We start from the raw sequence: 17,099 nt of genomic DNA on the forward strand, positions 1-17,099 counted from the left end.
AAAAAGTTTCTTGTTTTTAAATAAATTAAATAATACCCGTTTATTTGCAACACTCCCCAGCAGTCACCATTGGGACAAAACGACGTCCTGAGAAAAATCCTAATGCTGCTGGTAATTTTACATTTGAATATTTATTGTAAATTAAAGCAACAAGACATCCTGCTAAAATTCCACCAAAGACCCCTCATACTAATGTTATATTTGGCACCATAACCTTTGATTGTGTCTCCGACACTAAAATCAAAGACATATAAAATTTGTGAATGTGGAACTGCTCAAAATTGATTATCTTGGAAATTACCAATTGGGGTGTGTCCTAATAATGCGTTATTGTAATATCATTGGGGAACAATTCCCATTAATCCTTCAATTACAGCTCATCCAAAAAATGCCACCAAAGCAGCTTTCCCCACGAAAGTCTTTGGCCATTCCAAATCCTAATCCAATTGCAAATAATGGCGCTAAGTTACTAATTGCTGCGTTTCCAACTGCCTGAAAAATCGAGCCAATGTATCAAATTGCTGATAATAATCCGGTTTGGGATAGGTCAGGGTTGATTGATACATCGTTCATTACCCCTCCTAACCTTAGTAACAAGGCGGCAACGGGCAACACAACAATTGGAAATTGAAGCGCTTTTCCTAATTTTTGCAAATATTGCATTACGTTTCCTCTCTTTCTGTTAAAAAGTAATTTTGTGTTTTATTAGTTTTGTTAATAGTTAAAAATTACACATTTATCTTAATAATAGTGAAAATACCAACAGCTAAGGAAATTGCAAATAATGAAGTTAGAATTAAGAAAATACTTCGTCTAATTTCAAATAAAACACCACGCTCACGCGTTACCCCTAATCGTTGTGTGTGGCGTTGATTATTCTTATTTCGTCAGTAAAAAAAATGAATTGATAAAAAAACAACAATAAAAATAATACTAACTGCAATTACTCCCCCTCAAATTAAGGTTTGAGTATGGTTATCTAATTTTTCAAGGTTGCTAGTATTACTTAATAAAATATAATGCTGTAACAATAATTTAATATCCATCTTGTTATGCTTTCTATTTTAACTATCTGTTTTAATAATATTTTTTTATTTTTAAAACTGTTGATCTTGATACCTTTTTGTTTTAGTACTGTTTTTACCAATAAAAACAAAGTTATGTTTTGATTTAATACATTCTGGATTGGTACAATGCAATTTATACTCACAAGGTTTTGAGCGACAGAAAAACACCGGTTGTTCACACATTTGACATGTTAAAATTGACTTTTGTGATTCTTGCATTGCCGCACATTTTGGGCAATCATTAGCATGTTGTTCACAACCAATGAAGACACTGTCTGGCATTGCTAATCTCTTTTTAGTTTCGTTTGTATTGTTATTTTCGAAAGCCATGGTTTTTGTGTTCTCCTTTCATAAAATACTTGTAATAAACACCTCTCTTATCAAAAAAAATATCTGTTAATGGATAAATTTGCCATATATGATGGATGATAAAAATTATAATTAGGGTTAATACAACAAATAGTATATATTTTTTAGAAAAAATTAACAATGTTATTTTTTTAATAATAATGATAATTATTTTCTTAATGAAATAATTTGGAAAGTTTTAATTTAAAATAATAGGTACCCCTTTTTAAGGGGTACCTATTATTTTACCAAAGTATCTAAGAAATGATAAGTGTCTTGATAATTTGGTTCAGAACTAACTGGTGATACTATTTGGAGATAAATAACTTGGTTATTTTGATCAAGTACCATCACACTACGGGCTAGTAAATTATTAAATTCAAAGTATAACTTTGTTTTGTGACCAAACTCACGATAGTTTGTATCTGATAATAAAATATGTTCGGGATTAACAAATGATTCACATGCCCGTTGTAAGGCAAATGGTAAATCACGGGAAATTGTTATTAATTGGACAGCGGGATATTTATTAAGAATTGTTTCATTAAATTGTTTTGTTTGTAATAAACAAACACTAGTATCAATGCTAGGAATTGAGGAAATAACTTTATATTCTTTCTTAAGATTTGTTAATTCAAAGTCCTCTCATTTAACAGTGTCTGCTTTGAATGTTAATGTATCACCAACTTTAAGATGATTTGATGCAATTAATGTTGCGACATCGCCACTCATTGTTCCTTTAGCCATAAATTCTGACCCTCCATTCTTGTTCCGATAATATTATATCCTAAAAGTTAATTAAGATAGTAAAGAATTTCAAGCATTTTCAACAATTTCCATAATTTTGCAATCAGACAAATGATTAACCGGAGTTGTTGTTCGTTGTAATAAACAAATAAATTCAATATTTTTTTTCTTATTACCTAAGATTGGTGAATAATCTAGGTTAATAATACTAAAACCGTTTGTGAGAACTAAATTAATTACTTTTTCAATGACCCTTTGATGAGCTTCCTTACTATTTATTTTTCCCTTATGAACTGTTTCTCTTGTACTTTCAAATTGGGGTTTAATTAAGAAAAAAGCATAATGATCTAATAATAAAATATCTTTTAACGGTGGAATAATTTTATCTAACGAAATAAAAGAAACATCACAACAAGCAAATTCAATTTGATCGAGTTCAAATAATTGTTTTGTAACATAACGAAAGTTAGTTTTTTCCAACGAGACTACTTGGGGATTATTTCGTAATTTTCATGCTAATTGATTAGTACCAACATCAACAGCATAAACTTTTTTTGCATTATTTTGTAATAAACAATCAGTAAAACCACCAGTTGATGAACCAATATCAAGACAAATCAGATTATCAACGTTGATTTGAAAGGCTTCTAATCCCTTTGCTAATTTTTCACCAGCACGAGAAACATACTTTAATGGTTCTCCTCGTAAGGTAATAAGACTATCAACATCGACTAATTCACCAGCTTTTAAAGCTGGAACATTATTAACTAAAACATTATTAGCTAAAATCATTGCTTTTGCCTTTTCACGTGAAGGTGCTAACTTATGATTAACTAATAATTGGTCTAAGCGCATTTTCATTAAAGTTTATTCTTCCTTTCATTTTGTTTTGTTAAAAGCATGTTGGTTTTTATGACGAAATAGCAATCGTTGTTTTCGGGTTTTTGTTGCACGATATGTTTCTAAAATGGTATCTTGATCTAAAATATAATTGGTAATTTTCTTAAAGAAATAAGCACCATATGATAATGATCATTGTAAGGAAATAACCTTTTGATCAATTTTAGCTTCAATAATAGTTGAATAATTACTAATAATATAATTACATTCTAGCATTAGATTATTAATATTATGATATTTAAAAAGATAATACGATGTTTGTGGTAATTGATATTTTTGCATTAAAAATGCTAAATTTTTTGGAACAATTAACTGATGATTATCAAGATCAACTGTTATTTCTGCTGGTTTTCACAATGGGACAAAATGAATTTTTCCCTTCAGGGTCAATAATCGTTGTTTAACCTCATTCGACATTCGTCATTTCTTTGCTCACTTATTGTTTGCTCAATTGTAATAATTAAATTTGTTATTTTGCATTTTATCACCTTTTAGTTAACATAATTATACCAAATTTCAAAGTAAGAACAAAGAACTCTTTGTTCTTACCCCTCTTCTTTTTTGCAAATTATTTACGTTATTTTTTTAAAAGTTTGAAACAAAGTTGATATTTAGAAAATTATAATTAAAGACATTGTTACCAGAATAGAAAAGAATATAATGAAACTGTAAATAATATTTGTGGAAATATGTATAAATATTTTTACCAGGAGATGATATATTTAGTATTGTCAAAGTCATCAAATATTCATAGTAAATATAATAACATTGAAAAAAATATTGGTCAACTTAAAAAACAAGTATTGCAAAATCAAACATTCTATCAAAATAATAAATTAAATAATACATCAGGAATTATTAAAAATTTAAAAGATGGTATTGATGAATGAGATTATTACTTCGTTTATTCACATTTGTATTTAAATCATAGTTTAACAACAACCATTCAAAATGATTTAGGTTCAGTTGGTGGTGTTATTGCTTCCTTATTAGGTGCCATCCCCGAAATTGCTGCTGTTGCTGGCATTGTTGCTGCAATTCTAATTGCCCAATGATATATTTGAAATATTCCATCATATGATAACGGAAATGGTGTTGGAATTAATTTAATTGGGATTGTTCCAAATACTATCACATCAGTATGAGCACAATAATTAGTTTTTATTAAAATAACAATTAACTCCATATTTATTATTTGTATTACTACTAGTTTTATGAACCACAACGAACAAAAGTTTATGAAACAAAAATGGTCACAAAACAAGAAAATCAGTTAACTTATCGAATTAAAGAAGACCAGTTAGATTGTGGTGATTGTCTTAAAGAATTAACAGCTGTTAAAGCACAATTATCTAATTTAGACCAAGAAAAAACCAATTTAGAAAAAAATCTAACGGATAAAACGGTGGAAGTTGATAAATTCAAAGAAGAACTAAAACAGTTACAAGGTAAAAATGAAGAGTTAATAAAGAATCATGAGAAAGCATTAAATGATTTAAATACAATAATAAATGATTTAAAAGCTAAATTAGATCAAGCAAATCGAGTTAGAGAAAAAAGTAACAGCGCTGACAACAGCGTTAACAAAGATGACACAAGAAAAAGAAGCAACGCAAAACGAATTAAATAAAACGATTGAAGAAAAAAATAAGTTGGAATATGATTTACAAAATAAAACAAAAGAACTTAATAAACTGAAGGCTGATTTAGATAAAATTAAAAATGAAAAACGTAGCCTTTGAGATAAAATATTTAATTAATTTGCGATATAATAAAAAACTCAATTTAAAATTGAGTTTTTTATTATGTTATTTTATTTAAAATGTTTTAACAACTTTTTGAATTTCTTCATCATATTGATCAATTAATTCATCTGGTGCTAATGAACTTGTTGGAGGTACTTTTGTTCCCGCCACTAAAATTGGTTTATTAACTGTTGCTCCCACGAATTCTCAAGTTCCTTTTAAATATTCAGTATGGTTTCCTCATGGATATCATCCAAAAGGTGCTCCCTGGGTTGTTAAGATTTGAACTTTTAAATGTGATAGTAATCCAATCGAATCCCCTTTTTTTAAATATTTATATGAAAATGTTTTGTTAGCAACTAAGACATGATCTAAATAATTTTTCATTAACCCAGAAACATTAAAGTTATTCATTGGACAAACAACAATAACCTTTTGTACTTCTTTTAATTGGTTAATATAAACATCGGCATCTTCGACATTAAAATAACTATCAAAGTTATCACGCGTTAATGTTTTTAAAGCCATTGCGGTATTATTTAAATCTAAATGAATAATTTCATCATTTGCATTTAATGCTTGATAATGTTTAATAAAACGAGCTGCTAACGCTTTTGAATATGATTTATCATTAGGACTAACAGTTCCATAAATTACTAATACTTTATTTGACATCGTTATCTTTCCTTTCTGGTATTATTTTATCATAATTCAGGATTTGGTTTGATATTGATTATCTTTTTAAATAAACCACGATGATAATTGTTGATAATTTGGATATAACGGATCATTTTCACCAGGATTAATAATTGTCATACCAATAACATATTTGTTAATAATAGTATTAAAACTTTGAATGGTAGTTGCATTTGGGGTGATTTTTCCTAGGAAATAAATGTTTTTTAAGGTTGTATAAAACTTATTGCCATTAGTTAAAATTACGGAAAATTCACTATTTGTTGTCGTTGTTTCACCATATTCACGAAGCTTAACAAAATAATAATAATATGGATTACTTTCATCATTTGGTGTTGAAGTCATCATTGTTTCAATCGAAGTTCCCTTAAATTGTTGGTCAGGGTTGTTATTTTTTCAACTAATAACAGCTTGATTAATGTTACTTCAATTAATACTTGTTGCTGGTAACCCATTAGTATTATCATCAATTTTATCAACAATTGGACTAACAATATCATTAACAACATCATTTTTTTCATTATCACTAAGACCATTTAAGGCGTTATCAATATTGTCAATAAAATCATTAGAATTAGAAATTGAATCAATAATATCGGATAATGATGAATCATTTTTTAACCCAATTGCCATTCAGAATCAATAGGCAATAGCATCACCAGATTTTTGAACTTGTCATGATGGTAATCAATTAAACATTTTATTCGTTGGACTATGGCGAAATTGATTTGGATATTTACTAGCATCCTTTCTTGTTGCATTAATCATTGTTGGTAAATCTTGGGAGAAATTATTTTTGTTATAAAAAACGTTTGTTGAAAGTAAATTTGTTAAAAAATAACTAAATATCATCATTGTACAAAAACCAAACACAGCCCCAAAAAGATAATTAATGGGACGATTAATTTCTACTTTTTTAAATTGTTTCCGCAGAATTGGGACATAAACAGAAAACAAAATGGTGTTTGTTCCAATAATTTATGCTCCATATAAAATGATAATTGCCAACCAATTTGCCACAATAATAGATGCCCTATTTAATTGGGGAATATTGTTAAGAACTGGCTTAAGAACATTATTTAAACTGGCTGCTAAACTTGGAATAATTAATGGCGCGATAAAAAAGAGCATGCCTAACAAAATAACATTTGCCCCCATAAAATATAAGCTACCAAGCGTTTTAACGAAAAGACCAATTATTATACCAAGGTTTAATAAGACAAAGATTATAACTTGTCATAATACAACGGGACCAATATTAATCATCGCTTCCTCCACTCTTTTGTTGATTAAATTATACTATAATTTTTAATTAAAAAAGAAATCTTATTTTTAAGATAAGATTCTTGTGATTTTATTTCTAAATGGATCACTAGCAGGTCTTTTAACTCACTCTTGTCAGTCACCATTAAAAGCACGCATAAAGTCTCATTCACGCAGATAATTTAAACCATGAGAAGTGATTGTTTTAGCACTTGGTTGTTGGCCAATAAATCCTTTATCATCATTAACTGACCACATACTAATAAATGCTAAGTTTTCTTCATGGGATCAATTATAAAGTTCTTTTGCATCTTCTAAGGTGAAAACCCCTTCAACGGTATCATTAACCCCAATCATTGGTGTTACGCCTAAGAAACGGTTTAATGTTTTATCATTAACATTAACATCATAGACTTTATGAATAATTTCTTTTAAGTTATGACGAGTCCTTACGGTTGTTGCTTTTGCTAAATCAAAATTTGTTTGACCACGATTACGAGCTTGGGTATAAATCCCATCGCCATAATCCATTGCCATAATGATTACTATTAATATTATTTTGATTAACATTGCGATTAATTACGGTTTTGTTTTTATTATACTGAAGAAAAACATTATTGGTAATAACTATATTAGATTAGGAAAAATTATTGTTGTACAAAAAATTAAACTTAAAATAATTGATTTTAGTTTCATCTGTTTCTTATAGACAATTTAAATACCCTTATTATTTTTTTTCATACAACAATTTCTACTTTCCTTTTTTTATTACTACCATTTAATATCAATCTAGTACAAAATGAAATTATTAACTTTGATTTGCTCATTTTATATCTACTTCCTTTTTTCTATAATTATATTTATTAATGTTTATTAATTTAATTCATATATCAAAAGCATTGTTAAATTTTTTATTTTAAGACTTTGAAGTGATCAATTTTTATTATCATTATTTAATAAAACATAATGATTTTTGACTTGACATAAAAAATTATTTAATATTTTTTGCATAAAATAAACTCCTTAAAATAACAAGATTCATTTCATTAATATTATCCTTAAAAAAAGTATATTCATACTTTTAACAAATTGTTATTATAATTTTAATTTTAATGCAAATAATTTGATATAAGAAAAACTTAATTATCATCTAAGTTTCACCTTCATTTTCTTTAATTATAATGCGTTCTCAATTGCTGCTAATAAATATTGTTTTAATGTTGTTTGATTTTCATAAGTATTTTGAAGGGTACTAAAGAAAGCATTCATTCCAATTGGCGAATGATTATCAATTCCATCTTTATAAGCATGTTGTAATACTTTTACCATCCTATCAAACGGCGTATTTTTACTTTGATTATCAGATACATTGTGTAAAAAATTAACTAAGTTTGTTTTAACTCACTTTGTTGTTTCAATCCCCGTTCATGATGGATGATCAATTGAGGTTTGGTCGGTGTTAATTCAACATTTTTTTGTGCTATTATTTTCATTTCAACTATTATTTTTTGCATCATAACCACATTCTGATGAATAAATGTTATTTAAAGCATCAAAAGTTGATGTTAAAATTTGTTTTAAGGCACTTGTTACAACAATATCTTCACCATAAATTTTTGATTGTTCAGTATCAACACCAACAATCTTTGCATTAACTTTATTAATTCTAATTTGATTAACAGTATCTTGTACTTGTGCTCCAGCAACAGGAAAAATAATTTTAGCACCACGAGATAATAATTCATCACTAATAATTTTTCCATCACCAGCTTGAAACGATTGTGAAAATCATGATTCATTTTTGTTTAAAACATTTTGCACTTTAGCAACTGGTTGCAAAGTACTGATGTTACTATTAATAACTTGAACTTGTTTTAGAATTTCATCTTTTAAATAATTCATTTTTTGTCCAGGTAATGAATTAATGATTGCATTAAAAACATCAGTCCCAACTAAAAACCCTCACATATAATTTGAAACAGCAATTGGATTATCCATTCCACCATAACTTCCAATTTTTAATTGATTATCATATTCTTGCTGATGTGCATTTAAATAAATGCTTGCCGCTAAACTTGCATAGAATCCTGATGCCTCTGCTTGATAAGTAATACCAATAATATTTTTTGCTAATGGTCCACTTGGATTCATATTGATATGTATCCCTTGCCCACTGCCATCAATATAAATAATATTATCAACTAAACCTGCTGCTCACCCAATTGTATTACCATGGTTAAAACCAGGTAGTACAAATGTTTTTGCGCCAGAAATAGATGAGGTAATATAAGCACTTTTAAAATCACCTGGTGTTTGACTAACTGGTTCAAAATAACTTGCTCTTAAGTTTGATTGCTTTCATTGTGATAATGGTAAGGTTGGGTTTGCTCTTGCCACAGCATATTTACTAGCCCCTTCTCATGTTAATTGGTTAAAAGCAAGATCACTTGTTGTTCCACCATCGGTAATAACTCAAATACTACTATCAAAAAGATATTTCTTTCCACAAGCAACAACACTAGCAGCAGAAGCGCCAACAACAGTAATTGTTGTAAAAATTTGTAAAAGACTTTTCATTTCTTTGCTCCTTTTTTAAATTTAATATTTCTAAAAATAAAAAACATTAGCCCGTTACTTTCAATTAAAATATGAAGGGTTAATGTCTGAAAAGCAAAATCATTAACCTATAGAGTCTTTTTCCCATGGTAAGACGTAGAAACGCTAGACCATATTACTAGCATATACAGGTATATTATTTATTTTTATGTTTATATCATAACTCTTTTTTTATAAAAAGCAATTTAAAAAATTAAAATAAAAATAAAAATGAAAAAAACAATCCGGGTGAGATTGTTTTTTTAGGGTATCCATGAAGTATAAGATAAATATAATACAAAGTATGGTCATATTGATAGGGCTAAACTTGTGCTATTTATTATAATTAATAAATGTACAATTCTTATACTTCCCTAGACATTTATAATTATATAGTTCAAAAAATAAAATTCAACAATATTCAATTAACTTTTTATATTTTTTTTCGTATTTGGAACAATAATGGAATGTAATTGGAATTAAATTGGAACAATATAAAAACTCTTGATTTTACTGCGTTTTAGTGATATTTAAAATAGTTAATAAAAGCTTAATTTCCGTTAATATTTCAATTAGTTCCTTCAACATGTGATCATAAATAACCAAGAAAACACAAAAATTAACTTTAATGTTGAATTTATCTGCTTTTAGTCGTATGATTATTGTGAAATTATCTAAAGGATAATCCAATAATTATAATTTATGTGAAACTAAAAAACCCTTGATTTTACTGGGTTTTTTCAACTCCCCTACCGGTATCCCCAACTCCCCTACCGCTCTTCTTTTACATAAACAAAATTATTGCAAAGATAAGGAATGTTTGAACAATGAATAAACGAAATAACACAAGAAAAATAATGGTTGGTGACATCCAAATTGGTGGTCAAAACAAAGTTGTTATTCAATCAATGACTAATACAAAAACTCACGATATTAAAGCTACTTTAGCCCAAATTAATCAATTATATCAAGAAGGATGTGAAATTGTCCGAGTAGCAGTATTAGGCAAAGATGATGCAGCAGCTTTGAAAACGATTGTTGAACATGCGCCCTGTCCTTTAGTGGCTGATATTCACTTTAACCATAAATTTGCTCTAATTGCCGCTGATGTTGGAATTAGTAAAATTCGAATTAATCCCGGCAATATTGGTAGTATTGAAAATACCAAAAAAGTTGTCGCAAAATGTCAAGAGAAAAAAATCCCAATTCGAATTGGGGTTAATTCAGGAAGTCTCTCTTTAGATCTAGTCAATAAATACGGTTGAACACCAAAAGCAATGATTGAAAGTGCTCGACGTCATATTGAAATATTAGAAAATCTAGGATTCTATGATATTATTTTATCGTTAAAAGCAACCGAAGCATTAATGGCCATTGAAGCTTATACCTTAGCTAGTCAAGAATGAAACTATCCCCTTCATTTGGGAATCACTGAAGCTGGTAGTCATCATACCGGAACAATCAAATCATGTAGTGGCTTAGCACCCCTTCTTTTCAATGGGATTGGTGATACCATCCGGATTAGTTTATCAACTGATCCAATTGCCGAAGTTGAAGTTGCAAAACGAATGTTAAATGCCCTTGGGCTTTATGATAATGTTGTTGATGTTATTGCTTGTCCAACTTGCGGTCGGCTTGAATATAATCTCTTCCCAGTAGTCAAAGAAATTGAGGAATATACCAAGAACATGAAATTTCCATTAAAAATTGCCATCTTAGGTTGTGTTGTTAATGGTCCTGGTGAAGCAAAACAAGCTGACCTCGGAATTGCTGGGGGAAAAAATGGCGGCATTATTTTTAAAAAAGGTAAAATTTATAAATCATGTAAACAAGAAGAACTTGTGCCTGAACTAAAATTACTGATTGATGAATATCATCGTGACTGACAAGAAAAAAATCGCGCTAATAAAACTACATTATAATTTATGATACAATTAAAAAGTGGTAAAGAAAATAGAGGTGAAGAGTAATGGATGTATGTTGTCCCGCAAAAAACCATAATTGTATGTCATGTCGTACCTGTAGTAAACCAAAAGTAGGATGTCGTTCTTGTTTAATTTGTATTTCTTGCACAGATTGTATTAACAAGAAGTGTGAATGTTGTAAAGGAAAACGTTAATAAAATAAAAATCTAAGTAATCATTACTTAGATTTTTATTTTATTAATTTGATATTAAATGTGTATAAGGAAATTCATTAATTAAAAAATCAAATCATCCTGGGTTTGGATTAATATACGGATAAATTCGTTCAAACTGTTCTAAAGCACTATCAAAATCATCATCATTAATATATCCTTTAGCAACTAAATACATAAAAACAATTGAAGCACTACGATTAACACCTCAAATACAATGAACATAAATTTTTTTAGTTTTAATATTATTTTCAATAACTTTTAATGCTTGAATGACAACATTAACATCTAACTCTTGTAAAGTTGAATAATCTTTAAAATTAAAATAAATATGTTGATCATCAGTTCAAATAAACTCTTGATTATCATTTTTAATGTTGTGCTTTTGAATTTGTTCACGATAAATTTCAGCCGCACAACTGATGACTAAGTTAGCATCGGTTGGAATACTATGATGGTCACCAAGATATAAATTAGTGATAATTTTTTTTGCTGGCATTTTTTATTCTCCTAGATCTATTTTTATTTTACCATTCTCTTGAAACGGGTCTGTAAATTGTTTTAATTTTATCATTGCAATTTCAGTTTTATATGGAGCAAAATCTTTTCCTTTTTCACCAACATATGGTGTTTCTAAAATTTTTATCATTCCATCTAACTTTGGATGATAAATAATTTTCAAAAGGGTCTCAAATCCTAAATAACCATAACCAATATTTTCATGACGGTCTTTATGTGCATTCAAAGGATTTTTACTATCATTAATATGTAAACATAACAAACGGTCTAAACCAATTAATTGATCAAATTCATTAATAATATCTTCTAAGTTTTCTTTAAATTGATAACCAGCATCATGCATATGACAAGTATCCCAACAAACCCCTACTTTGTCCTTCAACAATACATTATCAATAATATATTTTAATTGTGCAAAGTTAGTTCCTAATTCGCTGCCCTTTCCAGCCATTGTTTCCAAAGCAATTTTTGCCTTTTGTTCTGAAGTTAATACTAAGTTTAAACCTTCAACAATTCGATCTAACCCAACTTGCTCAGGAGCACCAACAGCACTGCCTGGGTGTAAAACAATTGTTTTAATTCCAATCTCATCAGCACGAATAATTTCTTTTCTTAGAAATTCAACAGCAATTTCAAATGTACTAGGATTTGTTGTATTAGCTAAATTAATAATATAAGGGGCATGAATAATAACATTGTCAATTGAAAAATGTTGGACAGGTAACTGTTGATAAAATTCTGAAATAAAAAAATGGTCAGTACTAACTCGAATTGTATTTTGTGGTGGCCCAGTATAAATCATCATTGCATTAGCATCATTATTTAAACTTTCTGTTAATGCTCCTAACAAATAATTTTGTTGTTTGTTCATACTAACATGACTTCCAATAATTAAATTATAATCTTTCATTTTTTAATTTCTCCCTTTCTTTCTCATTAATTTTATAATATCATATATAAAGACAAGAAAAAATAATTTATTAATAATGAAAGGATTATCATGATTAACGAAGAAAATAGTAAACAAATTGAAATAGCGATTGATAATGTTTATCAAAAAGTAATTATAAAAAAGAAAGATAGAATTGTTGCTTGACAATGAATTAACTTATTTTTTTATCTTTTCATTATGGTTAGTTTATTCCTAACGATTTTTAGTTTTGTTGTTACATATGATCTTCATTTTCAACTAAATAAAACAATTTTTTTACCAGTAGGAATTGTGGCATTCCTTTGTTTTATAACAACTACTACTCTTATTATTTTTATTAAAAAGCACCAAAAGGATTTAACACAACAAATTAAAAATAATTTTGACATTACGTCATTAATTGATTTATATAATACTATTTTTGCTAACATAATGCCTGACGTAACGATTACTGACATTACAACCAAATGAACCATTACGCCAACTAATCATTACCCAATTAACGAATTTAAAGTTAATGATAAAATTATCGTTGGAAAATATCAAAATATAGCTTTTAATATTGGTTCGATTAGCCAAGCAACAACAACTGTTGTTGATAATTTAGAACCAAATTTAATGCCAAAACCATACAACACACAATACTACCGTTATTTATTTTTAACAGTTACAACATCAAATTTTCAAAATAATGCTTTTGAAATTAATCGAAAAAATAAGTATCCTAAAAATAATTTAACCTTTGATAATTTTTTTTGATACGATCAAACTAATCCAAATATTACCCCAACACTCAAAACTCTTATCCTAGATAATATGGTTACAACTACCTTAATCCCAAATATTAAAGTTACACCTAAAGCATTATCCCTCCAACTAGCAACAATTTCAACAAATAGTTGAATTGATAACTGCGACAGTCTTTTCAACTTTAATATTAGTTTAAATAAAAACGTCATGCTTGATAATATGATTGAAACTATTAAGCATGACTATCAAACTCTTCAAAAGAGTTTTGTCTGATTAAATTTAATTTTAAAACATAATTAATATTTATCAACCTTATAATTTGCAATAATCTTATCTAATTTATGGGATAAGATTATTGCATCTGGATCAGAAACAACAATTGCGGCTTTAATCCATTTATATTCTAACAAGGATGTTGAAACAATAATTACTTCGTTATTAATATCATTTCCTTCATAATGATCACGAGCAGGAAGACGAACAATATCATTTGGATAATGAACATATTGTAGTCCTGAAACAACAGCATCGCCTTTTGAAGTAATAATCATTAAACTACGATATTTAAATTTTGGGAAAATAATATCAATTGTAATTGATTGAACTACCACAAATAAATATGATGCAAATAAGACGGGACCAAAGAAGTATTTCGCTTTATGACTTGCAAAATCAATTCCATTTAAACCGTTTTCATCAATATTAAAACCAAGTTTTTTAATTGCGTCAAGATGGTTTGCTCAATCTCTTCCAAAATAGACACTAGTAATTTCACTACGTGTTAATAATGCCGTATGAATTGCTAACATTATAATAACAATAATATAATTAACAATTCGATTATAATTAGCAATTGATGTTTTCTTTTTAACCGAATAATAAGCTAAAACAAAGTCAGTTCCAGCCGTCGAAGCACCACCCTTATAAACTAATCCATAAGCGATTCCGTTTAAAATTCCTGCTACCGCCGCAAAGACAAATAATCAAATTTGATACATTCCACCATAATTACTAAAAACATTTAAACTATTATAGTTAGTAATAAAAAATAGTTCTTGGGGATTAATAAGTGGAATATAAGCAAAAGCAAAGTGGAAACCATTTTGTAATGTAATATAAACAATTGTCCGAACTGAAAACCGAATCCCAATTTTAATTACACCAAAAATAAATAGTGGTAAATTAAGAATAAAGAAAAAAACTCAATACATACTTGTTTGAAATGCCAGTTGATCTTGGTGTGGTCAAATTGCAGCCGCAACTCCCCTTGCAATCGCTCCAATTCCACTCGGCATAATTCCGTAACTTGTTGTTGCGGCAATAAAGTAATCATAACTAACCATTGCTAGAAATGCCGCAAAAGTAATATACCCATAATCACGAAATAATCGTGATTTAAAATAACTCTTAAATCGTAAATTAAATTCTTTGCGAGAAATTCGTTCACGACTTCTTGTTTTCCGATGCCCTTCTTTATAAGCATTAATTGTTTTACTTTCAACATCCTCTGCGCCAACTCCCGAGGCATTATTATTTTGTGCTACGTGTGTTTCTTCATCATATGTCATACTTTAGATTTCCTTGCCCTTTCTTAAACCTTAATTACAAATAAGTATAACACTATCTTACAAAATAAAAACAACCCTTGGGTTGTTTTTATAATAAAATTAATAATTATTCACTTTTTAAACGAATTGTAACTTTGAATGAACCAACTTTAATTGGGTCATAATCGTTTCTTGTAATATCCACAACTGTATAATCTTTTTGTAATTTTTGGTTTAAGTTTCCAAATTTAACCCCTCTGTTTGCTCCTTTATTTGAAGGAATAAACACTGGGATTTTACGATAGTCTAAAGCTGGGATTGTCATATAAACAACAATTTGTTGATATGGTGAGTCAACATCTTTTAATGCTTCATTTAAATACTTAATAAATTCATTGCTTACTAATTGTGCACCAAAGTTTTTATCTTCAACAAATTCATGTGATTGGTTGTGTGTGATGTAAAATGAAATTCTAGCATCAACATTTACTAATAAGTATTTTTCTGGTACTGTTGCACCATTATATGTGTATGATGATTTGTCTTGACATTTTTCAGCAATTGCTGCTGCAATTTCATTAGCAACTGTTTCAATTTTATATAATTTTTCATTATTTAAATCATATTTTGCTGATTTATTTCATAATAATTCATCATCATTAACACGAACTTGTTCTAAGAATAATAATTTACGTAATCATTTTTTAGGAGCATTTTTTCATTCATCTTCTCCTAAGATTACTTTACTTGGTCCTTCGTTTTCCTTTGTTTTTGATCACATTACTTGAATGATATCTAAGGCAACAGGCGTTCTTTCTTGTTTATCAACTAGCATTAATGAAGGTCCAAATCCTGATAATACTTTATGAGTATTTGGTTTAAATAATTTAACTCATTGGTCATGTTTGATTTCAAATAATTCATTGATTGAATCTAAATCATCTTGTGATGATTGTGATAAATCAATAATATAATTTGAACTTAATAAGTTAAATAATCTTCTTAATAAGTATTTTAAAGTATTTACTGTTTCATACATTTTAAATTTATGAATTGGATCATTATCTCATGGTGATAATGCATTATTGTAAATAATTTTTAAAGCAATATAATTAATGCTTGATTTTTTAGCAACTTGGGCAATTGCACCAGCTTCAGTATCAATAACATCAATTGTGTGACCATATTTGTCAACCATCTCTTTAAATTGTTTTGAGTTATAAATCAACATATCTGCTGTTCCAGTAACTCCTTCAGTCAATCCTAATTTAAAGTCTTTAACAACTTTCGCAAATTCACCATCGAATTGGAATGACTCAGGTTCATTAACAATTTGTCCATATTTAATATCTTTGAAAACTGTTAAGTCTGCATCACGATAAATAAATTTTGTTGAAATTGTTGTATCTCCTGTGTCATGTTTGTCATTTGTTGACAAGGCTAAATCTATGTTCAAGATTGTTTGTAAACCAGGATATTTTTCTAATAAGTAAGTAATAGCCATTGCTGCATTTGCTTTACCATAACCTACTGTTGCAATAATGAAAGTTTTTCCATGGTACTTAACATGTTGGATAACACAGTTTTTTCATCAATATTTTTTTATTGTTTTGATATTGTGCTTATCTTTCATTGTAAAATATGCCGTTGAAATAACACCGATCATTTATTTTCCACCTCTATTTTCTTAATAATTAATTTCCAAAATTGATTATTTTTAGTGCATCTTACTATAACTAATATTTGATTATATGCAAAATACAACTAAAATTATTGTATCGTATTTTTAATAAATTATCAATGGATAATGTTAAAATGTTAAAAATTATTGAAATAATAAAAATTATTTTGTTT

Annotated in this window: 20 protein-coding genes, 1 pseudogene and 1 riboswitch; of the genes and pseudogenes, 5 read left to right on the plus strand and 16 right to left on the minus strand. The window is 28.1% G+C overall.

The window, feature by feature from the left end; all coding sequences use genetic code 4:
- Positions 1–64: 64 nt before the first annotated feature.
- The 7 genes and pseudogenes from TS70_RS08490 to TS70_RS03730 form a co-directional block, all read right to left on the minus strand.
- A pseudogene (locus tag TS70_RS08490) lies at positions 65–250 on the minus strand (PTS transporter subunit EIIC); the annotation flags it as partial.
- A gap of 77 nt (positions 251–327) precedes the next feature.
- Entirely contained in the window at positions 328–663 is a 336-nt protein-coding gene (locus TS70_RS03705; RefSeq protein ID WP_198049447.1) for a PTS transporter subunit EIIC, read from the minus strand.
- A gap of 65 nt (positions 664–728) precedes the next feature.
- Complete coding sequence (locus TS70_RS03710) at positions 729–1,046, minus strand: hypothetical protein (protein ID WP_040093528.1); 318 nt, start codon at positions 1,044–1,046, stop codon at positions 729–731.
- Between the two features lie 51 nt (positions 1,047–1,097).
- Positions 1,098–1,397, minus strand: coding sequence for a hypothetical protein (locus tag TS70_RS03715; protein ID WP_040093529.1), 300 nt, complete (start codon positions 1,395–1,397; stop codon positions 1,098–1,100).
- Between the two features lie 258 nt (positions 1,398–1,655).
- Positions 1,656–2,162 (minus strand): redoxin family protein, encoded by a 507-nt coding sequence (locus tag TS70_RS03720; protein ID WP_198049448.1) that lies wholly within the window; start codon positions 2,160–2,162, stop codon positions 1,656–1,658.
- Between the two features lie 51 nt (positions 2,163–2,213).
- Positions 2,214–3,023, minus strand: a complete 810-nt coding sequence (locus TS70_RS03725; protein ID WP_198049449.1) for a TlyA family RNA methyltransferase — start codon at positions 3,021–3,023, stop codon at positions 2,214–2,216.
- 6 nt (positions 3,024–3,029) lie between these two features.
- A complete protein-coding gene (locus TS70_RS03730) occupies positions 3,030–3,542 on the minus strand; it encodes a hypothetical protein (RefSeq protein ID WP_040093532.1) in 513 nt (170 codons plus the stop codon).
- 248 nt (positions 3,543–3,790) lie between these two features.
- Here TS70_RS03730 and TS70_RS03735 point away from each other — a divergent pair, with 248 nt between their 5' ends.
- The 3 genes from TS70_RS03735 to TS70_RS03745 all read left to right on the plus strand — a co-directional run bounded on the left by TS70_RS03735 (position 3,791) and on the right by TS70_RS03745 (position 4,822).
- On the plus strand, positions 3,791–4,216 hold the full coding sequence (locus TS70_RS03735; RefSeq protein ID WP_198049450.1) for a hypothetical protein: 426 nt from the start codon (positions 3,791–3,793) through the stop codon (positions 4,214–4,216).
- Between the two features lie 95 nt (positions 4,217–4,311).
- The gene (locus TS70_RS03740; RefSeq protein ID WP_198049451.1) at positions 4,312–4,692 is read left to right on the plus strand and encodes a hypothetical protein; all 381 of its coding nucleotides are present in this window, start codon (positions 4,312–4,314) and stop codon (positions 4,690–4,692) included.
- Positions 4,652–4,822 carry a hypothetical protein gene (locus TS70_RS03745; RefSeq protein ID WP_158676138.1) on the plus strand — a complete coding sequence of 57 codons (171 nt, stop codon included), beginning with the start codon at positions 4,652–4,654 and terminating at the stop codon, positions 4,820–4,822. Before TS70_RS03740 ends, TS70_RS03745 begins: the two co-directional genes overlap by 41 nt.
- A gap of 57 nt (positions 4,823–4,879) precedes the next feature.
- On the opposite strand, the gene TS70_RS03750 is transcribed toward TS70_RS03745, so the two are convergent.
- From TS70_RS03750 to TS70_RS03770, 5 genes are all read right to left on the minus strand, one after another.
- Positions 4,880–5,482, minus strand: coding sequence for an FMN-dependent NADH-azoreductase (locus tag TS70_RS03750; RefSeq protein ID WP_040093537.1), 603 nt, complete (start codon positions 5,480–5,482; stop codon positions 4,880–4,882).
- Between the two features lie 66 nt (positions 5,483–5,548).
- Positions 5,549–6,460, minus strand: coding sequence for a hypothetical protein (locus TS70_RS03755; RefSeq protein ID WP_198049452.1), 912 nt, complete (start codon positions 6,458–6,460; stop codon positions 5,549–5,551).
- A gap of 21 nt (positions 6,461–6,481) precedes the next feature.
- Positions 6,482–6,769 (minus strand): hypothetical protein, encoded by a 288-nt coding sequence (locus TS70_RS03760; protein ID WP_198049453.1) that lies wholly within the window; start codon positions 6,767–6,769, stop codon positions 6,482–6,484.
- Between the two features lie 66 nt (positions 6,770–6,835).
- On the minus strand, positions 6,836–7,303 hold the full coding sequence (locus TS70_RS03765; RefSeq protein ID WP_127092843.1) for a hypothetical protein: 468 nt from the start codon (positions 7,301–7,303) through the stop codon (positions 6,836–6,838).
- A 639-nt stretch (positions 7,304–7,942) separates the two neighbouring features.
- On the minus strand, positions 7,943–9,343 hold the full coding sequence (locus TS70_RS03770; protein ID WP_198049454.1) for a BMP family ABC transporter substrate-binding protein: 1,401 nt from the start codon (positions 9,341–9,343) through the stop codon (positions 7,943–7,945).
- Positions 9,344–9,433: 90 nt separating this feature from the next.
- Positions 9,434–9,533, minus strand: a riboswitch (purine riboswitch).
- Positions 9,534–10,188: 655 nt separating this feature from the next.
- Here TS70_RS03770 and ispG point away from each other — a divergent pair.
- On the plus strand, positions 10,189–11,283 hold the full coding sequence (ispG, locus tag TS70_RS03775; protein WP_198049455.1) for a flavodoxin-dependent (E)-4-hydroxy-3-methylbut-2-enyl-diphosphate synthase: 1,095 nt from the start codon (positions 10,189–10,191) through the stop codon (positions 11,281–11,283).
- Between the two features lie 240 nt (positions 11,284–11,523).
- On the opposite strand, the gene TS70_RS03780 is transcribed toward ispG, so the two are convergent.
- Both TS70_RS03780 and TS70_RS03785 read right to left on the minus strand, forming a co-directional pair.
- Positions 11,524–11,997, minus strand: a complete 474-nt coding sequence (locus TS70_RS03780; RefSeq protein ID WP_040093545.1) for a protein-tyrosine phosphatase family protein — start codon at positions 11,995–11,997, stop codon at positions 11,524–11,526.
- Positions 11,998–12,000: 3 nt separating this feature from the next.
- Positions 12,001–12,927, minus strand: a complete 927-nt coding sequence (locus tag TS70_RS03785) for a deoxyribonuclease IV (RefSeq protein WP_198049456.1) — start codon at positions 12,925–12,927, stop codon at positions 12,001–12,003.
- A 90-nt stretch (positions 12,928–13,017) separates the two neighbouring features.
- Between TS70_RS03785 and TS70_RS03790 the strand changes: the two genes are divergently transcribed.
- Positions 13,018–13,998, plus strand: coding sequence for a hypothetical protein (locus TS70_RS03790; RefSeq protein ID WP_040093547.1), 981 nt, complete (start codon positions 13,018–13,020; stop codon positions 13,996–13,998).
- Here TS70_RS03790 and TS70_RS07510 read toward each other — a convergent pair.
- Positions 13,995–15,266 carry a YitT family protein gene (locus TS70_RS07510; RefSeq protein WP_198049457.1) on the minus strand — a complete coding sequence of 424 codons (1,272 nt, stop codon included), beginning with the start codon at positions 15,264–15,266 and terminating at the stop codon, positions 13,995–13,997. The two genes, TS70_RS03790 and TS70_RS07510, sit on opposite strands and share 4 nt — an antisense overlap.
- A gap of 106 nt (positions 15,267–15,372) precedes the next feature.
- Positions 15,373–16,911: a cytoskeletal motor fibril protein Fib gene (gene fib / locus TS70_RS03800; RefSeq protein WP_198049458.1), complete on the minus strand. Its 1,539-nt coding sequence runs from the start codon at positions 16,909–16,911 to the stop codon at positions 15,373–15,375.
- Positions 16,912–17,099: the final 188 nt, after the last annotated feature.

Origin of the sequence: Spiroplasma sp. hyd1 (genome assembly GCF_016082235.1) — a bacterium.
GTDB classification, from domain to species: domain Bacteria; phylum Bacillota_I; class Bacilli_A; order Mycoplasmatales; family Mycoplasmataceae; genus Spiroplasma; species Spiroplasma poulsonii.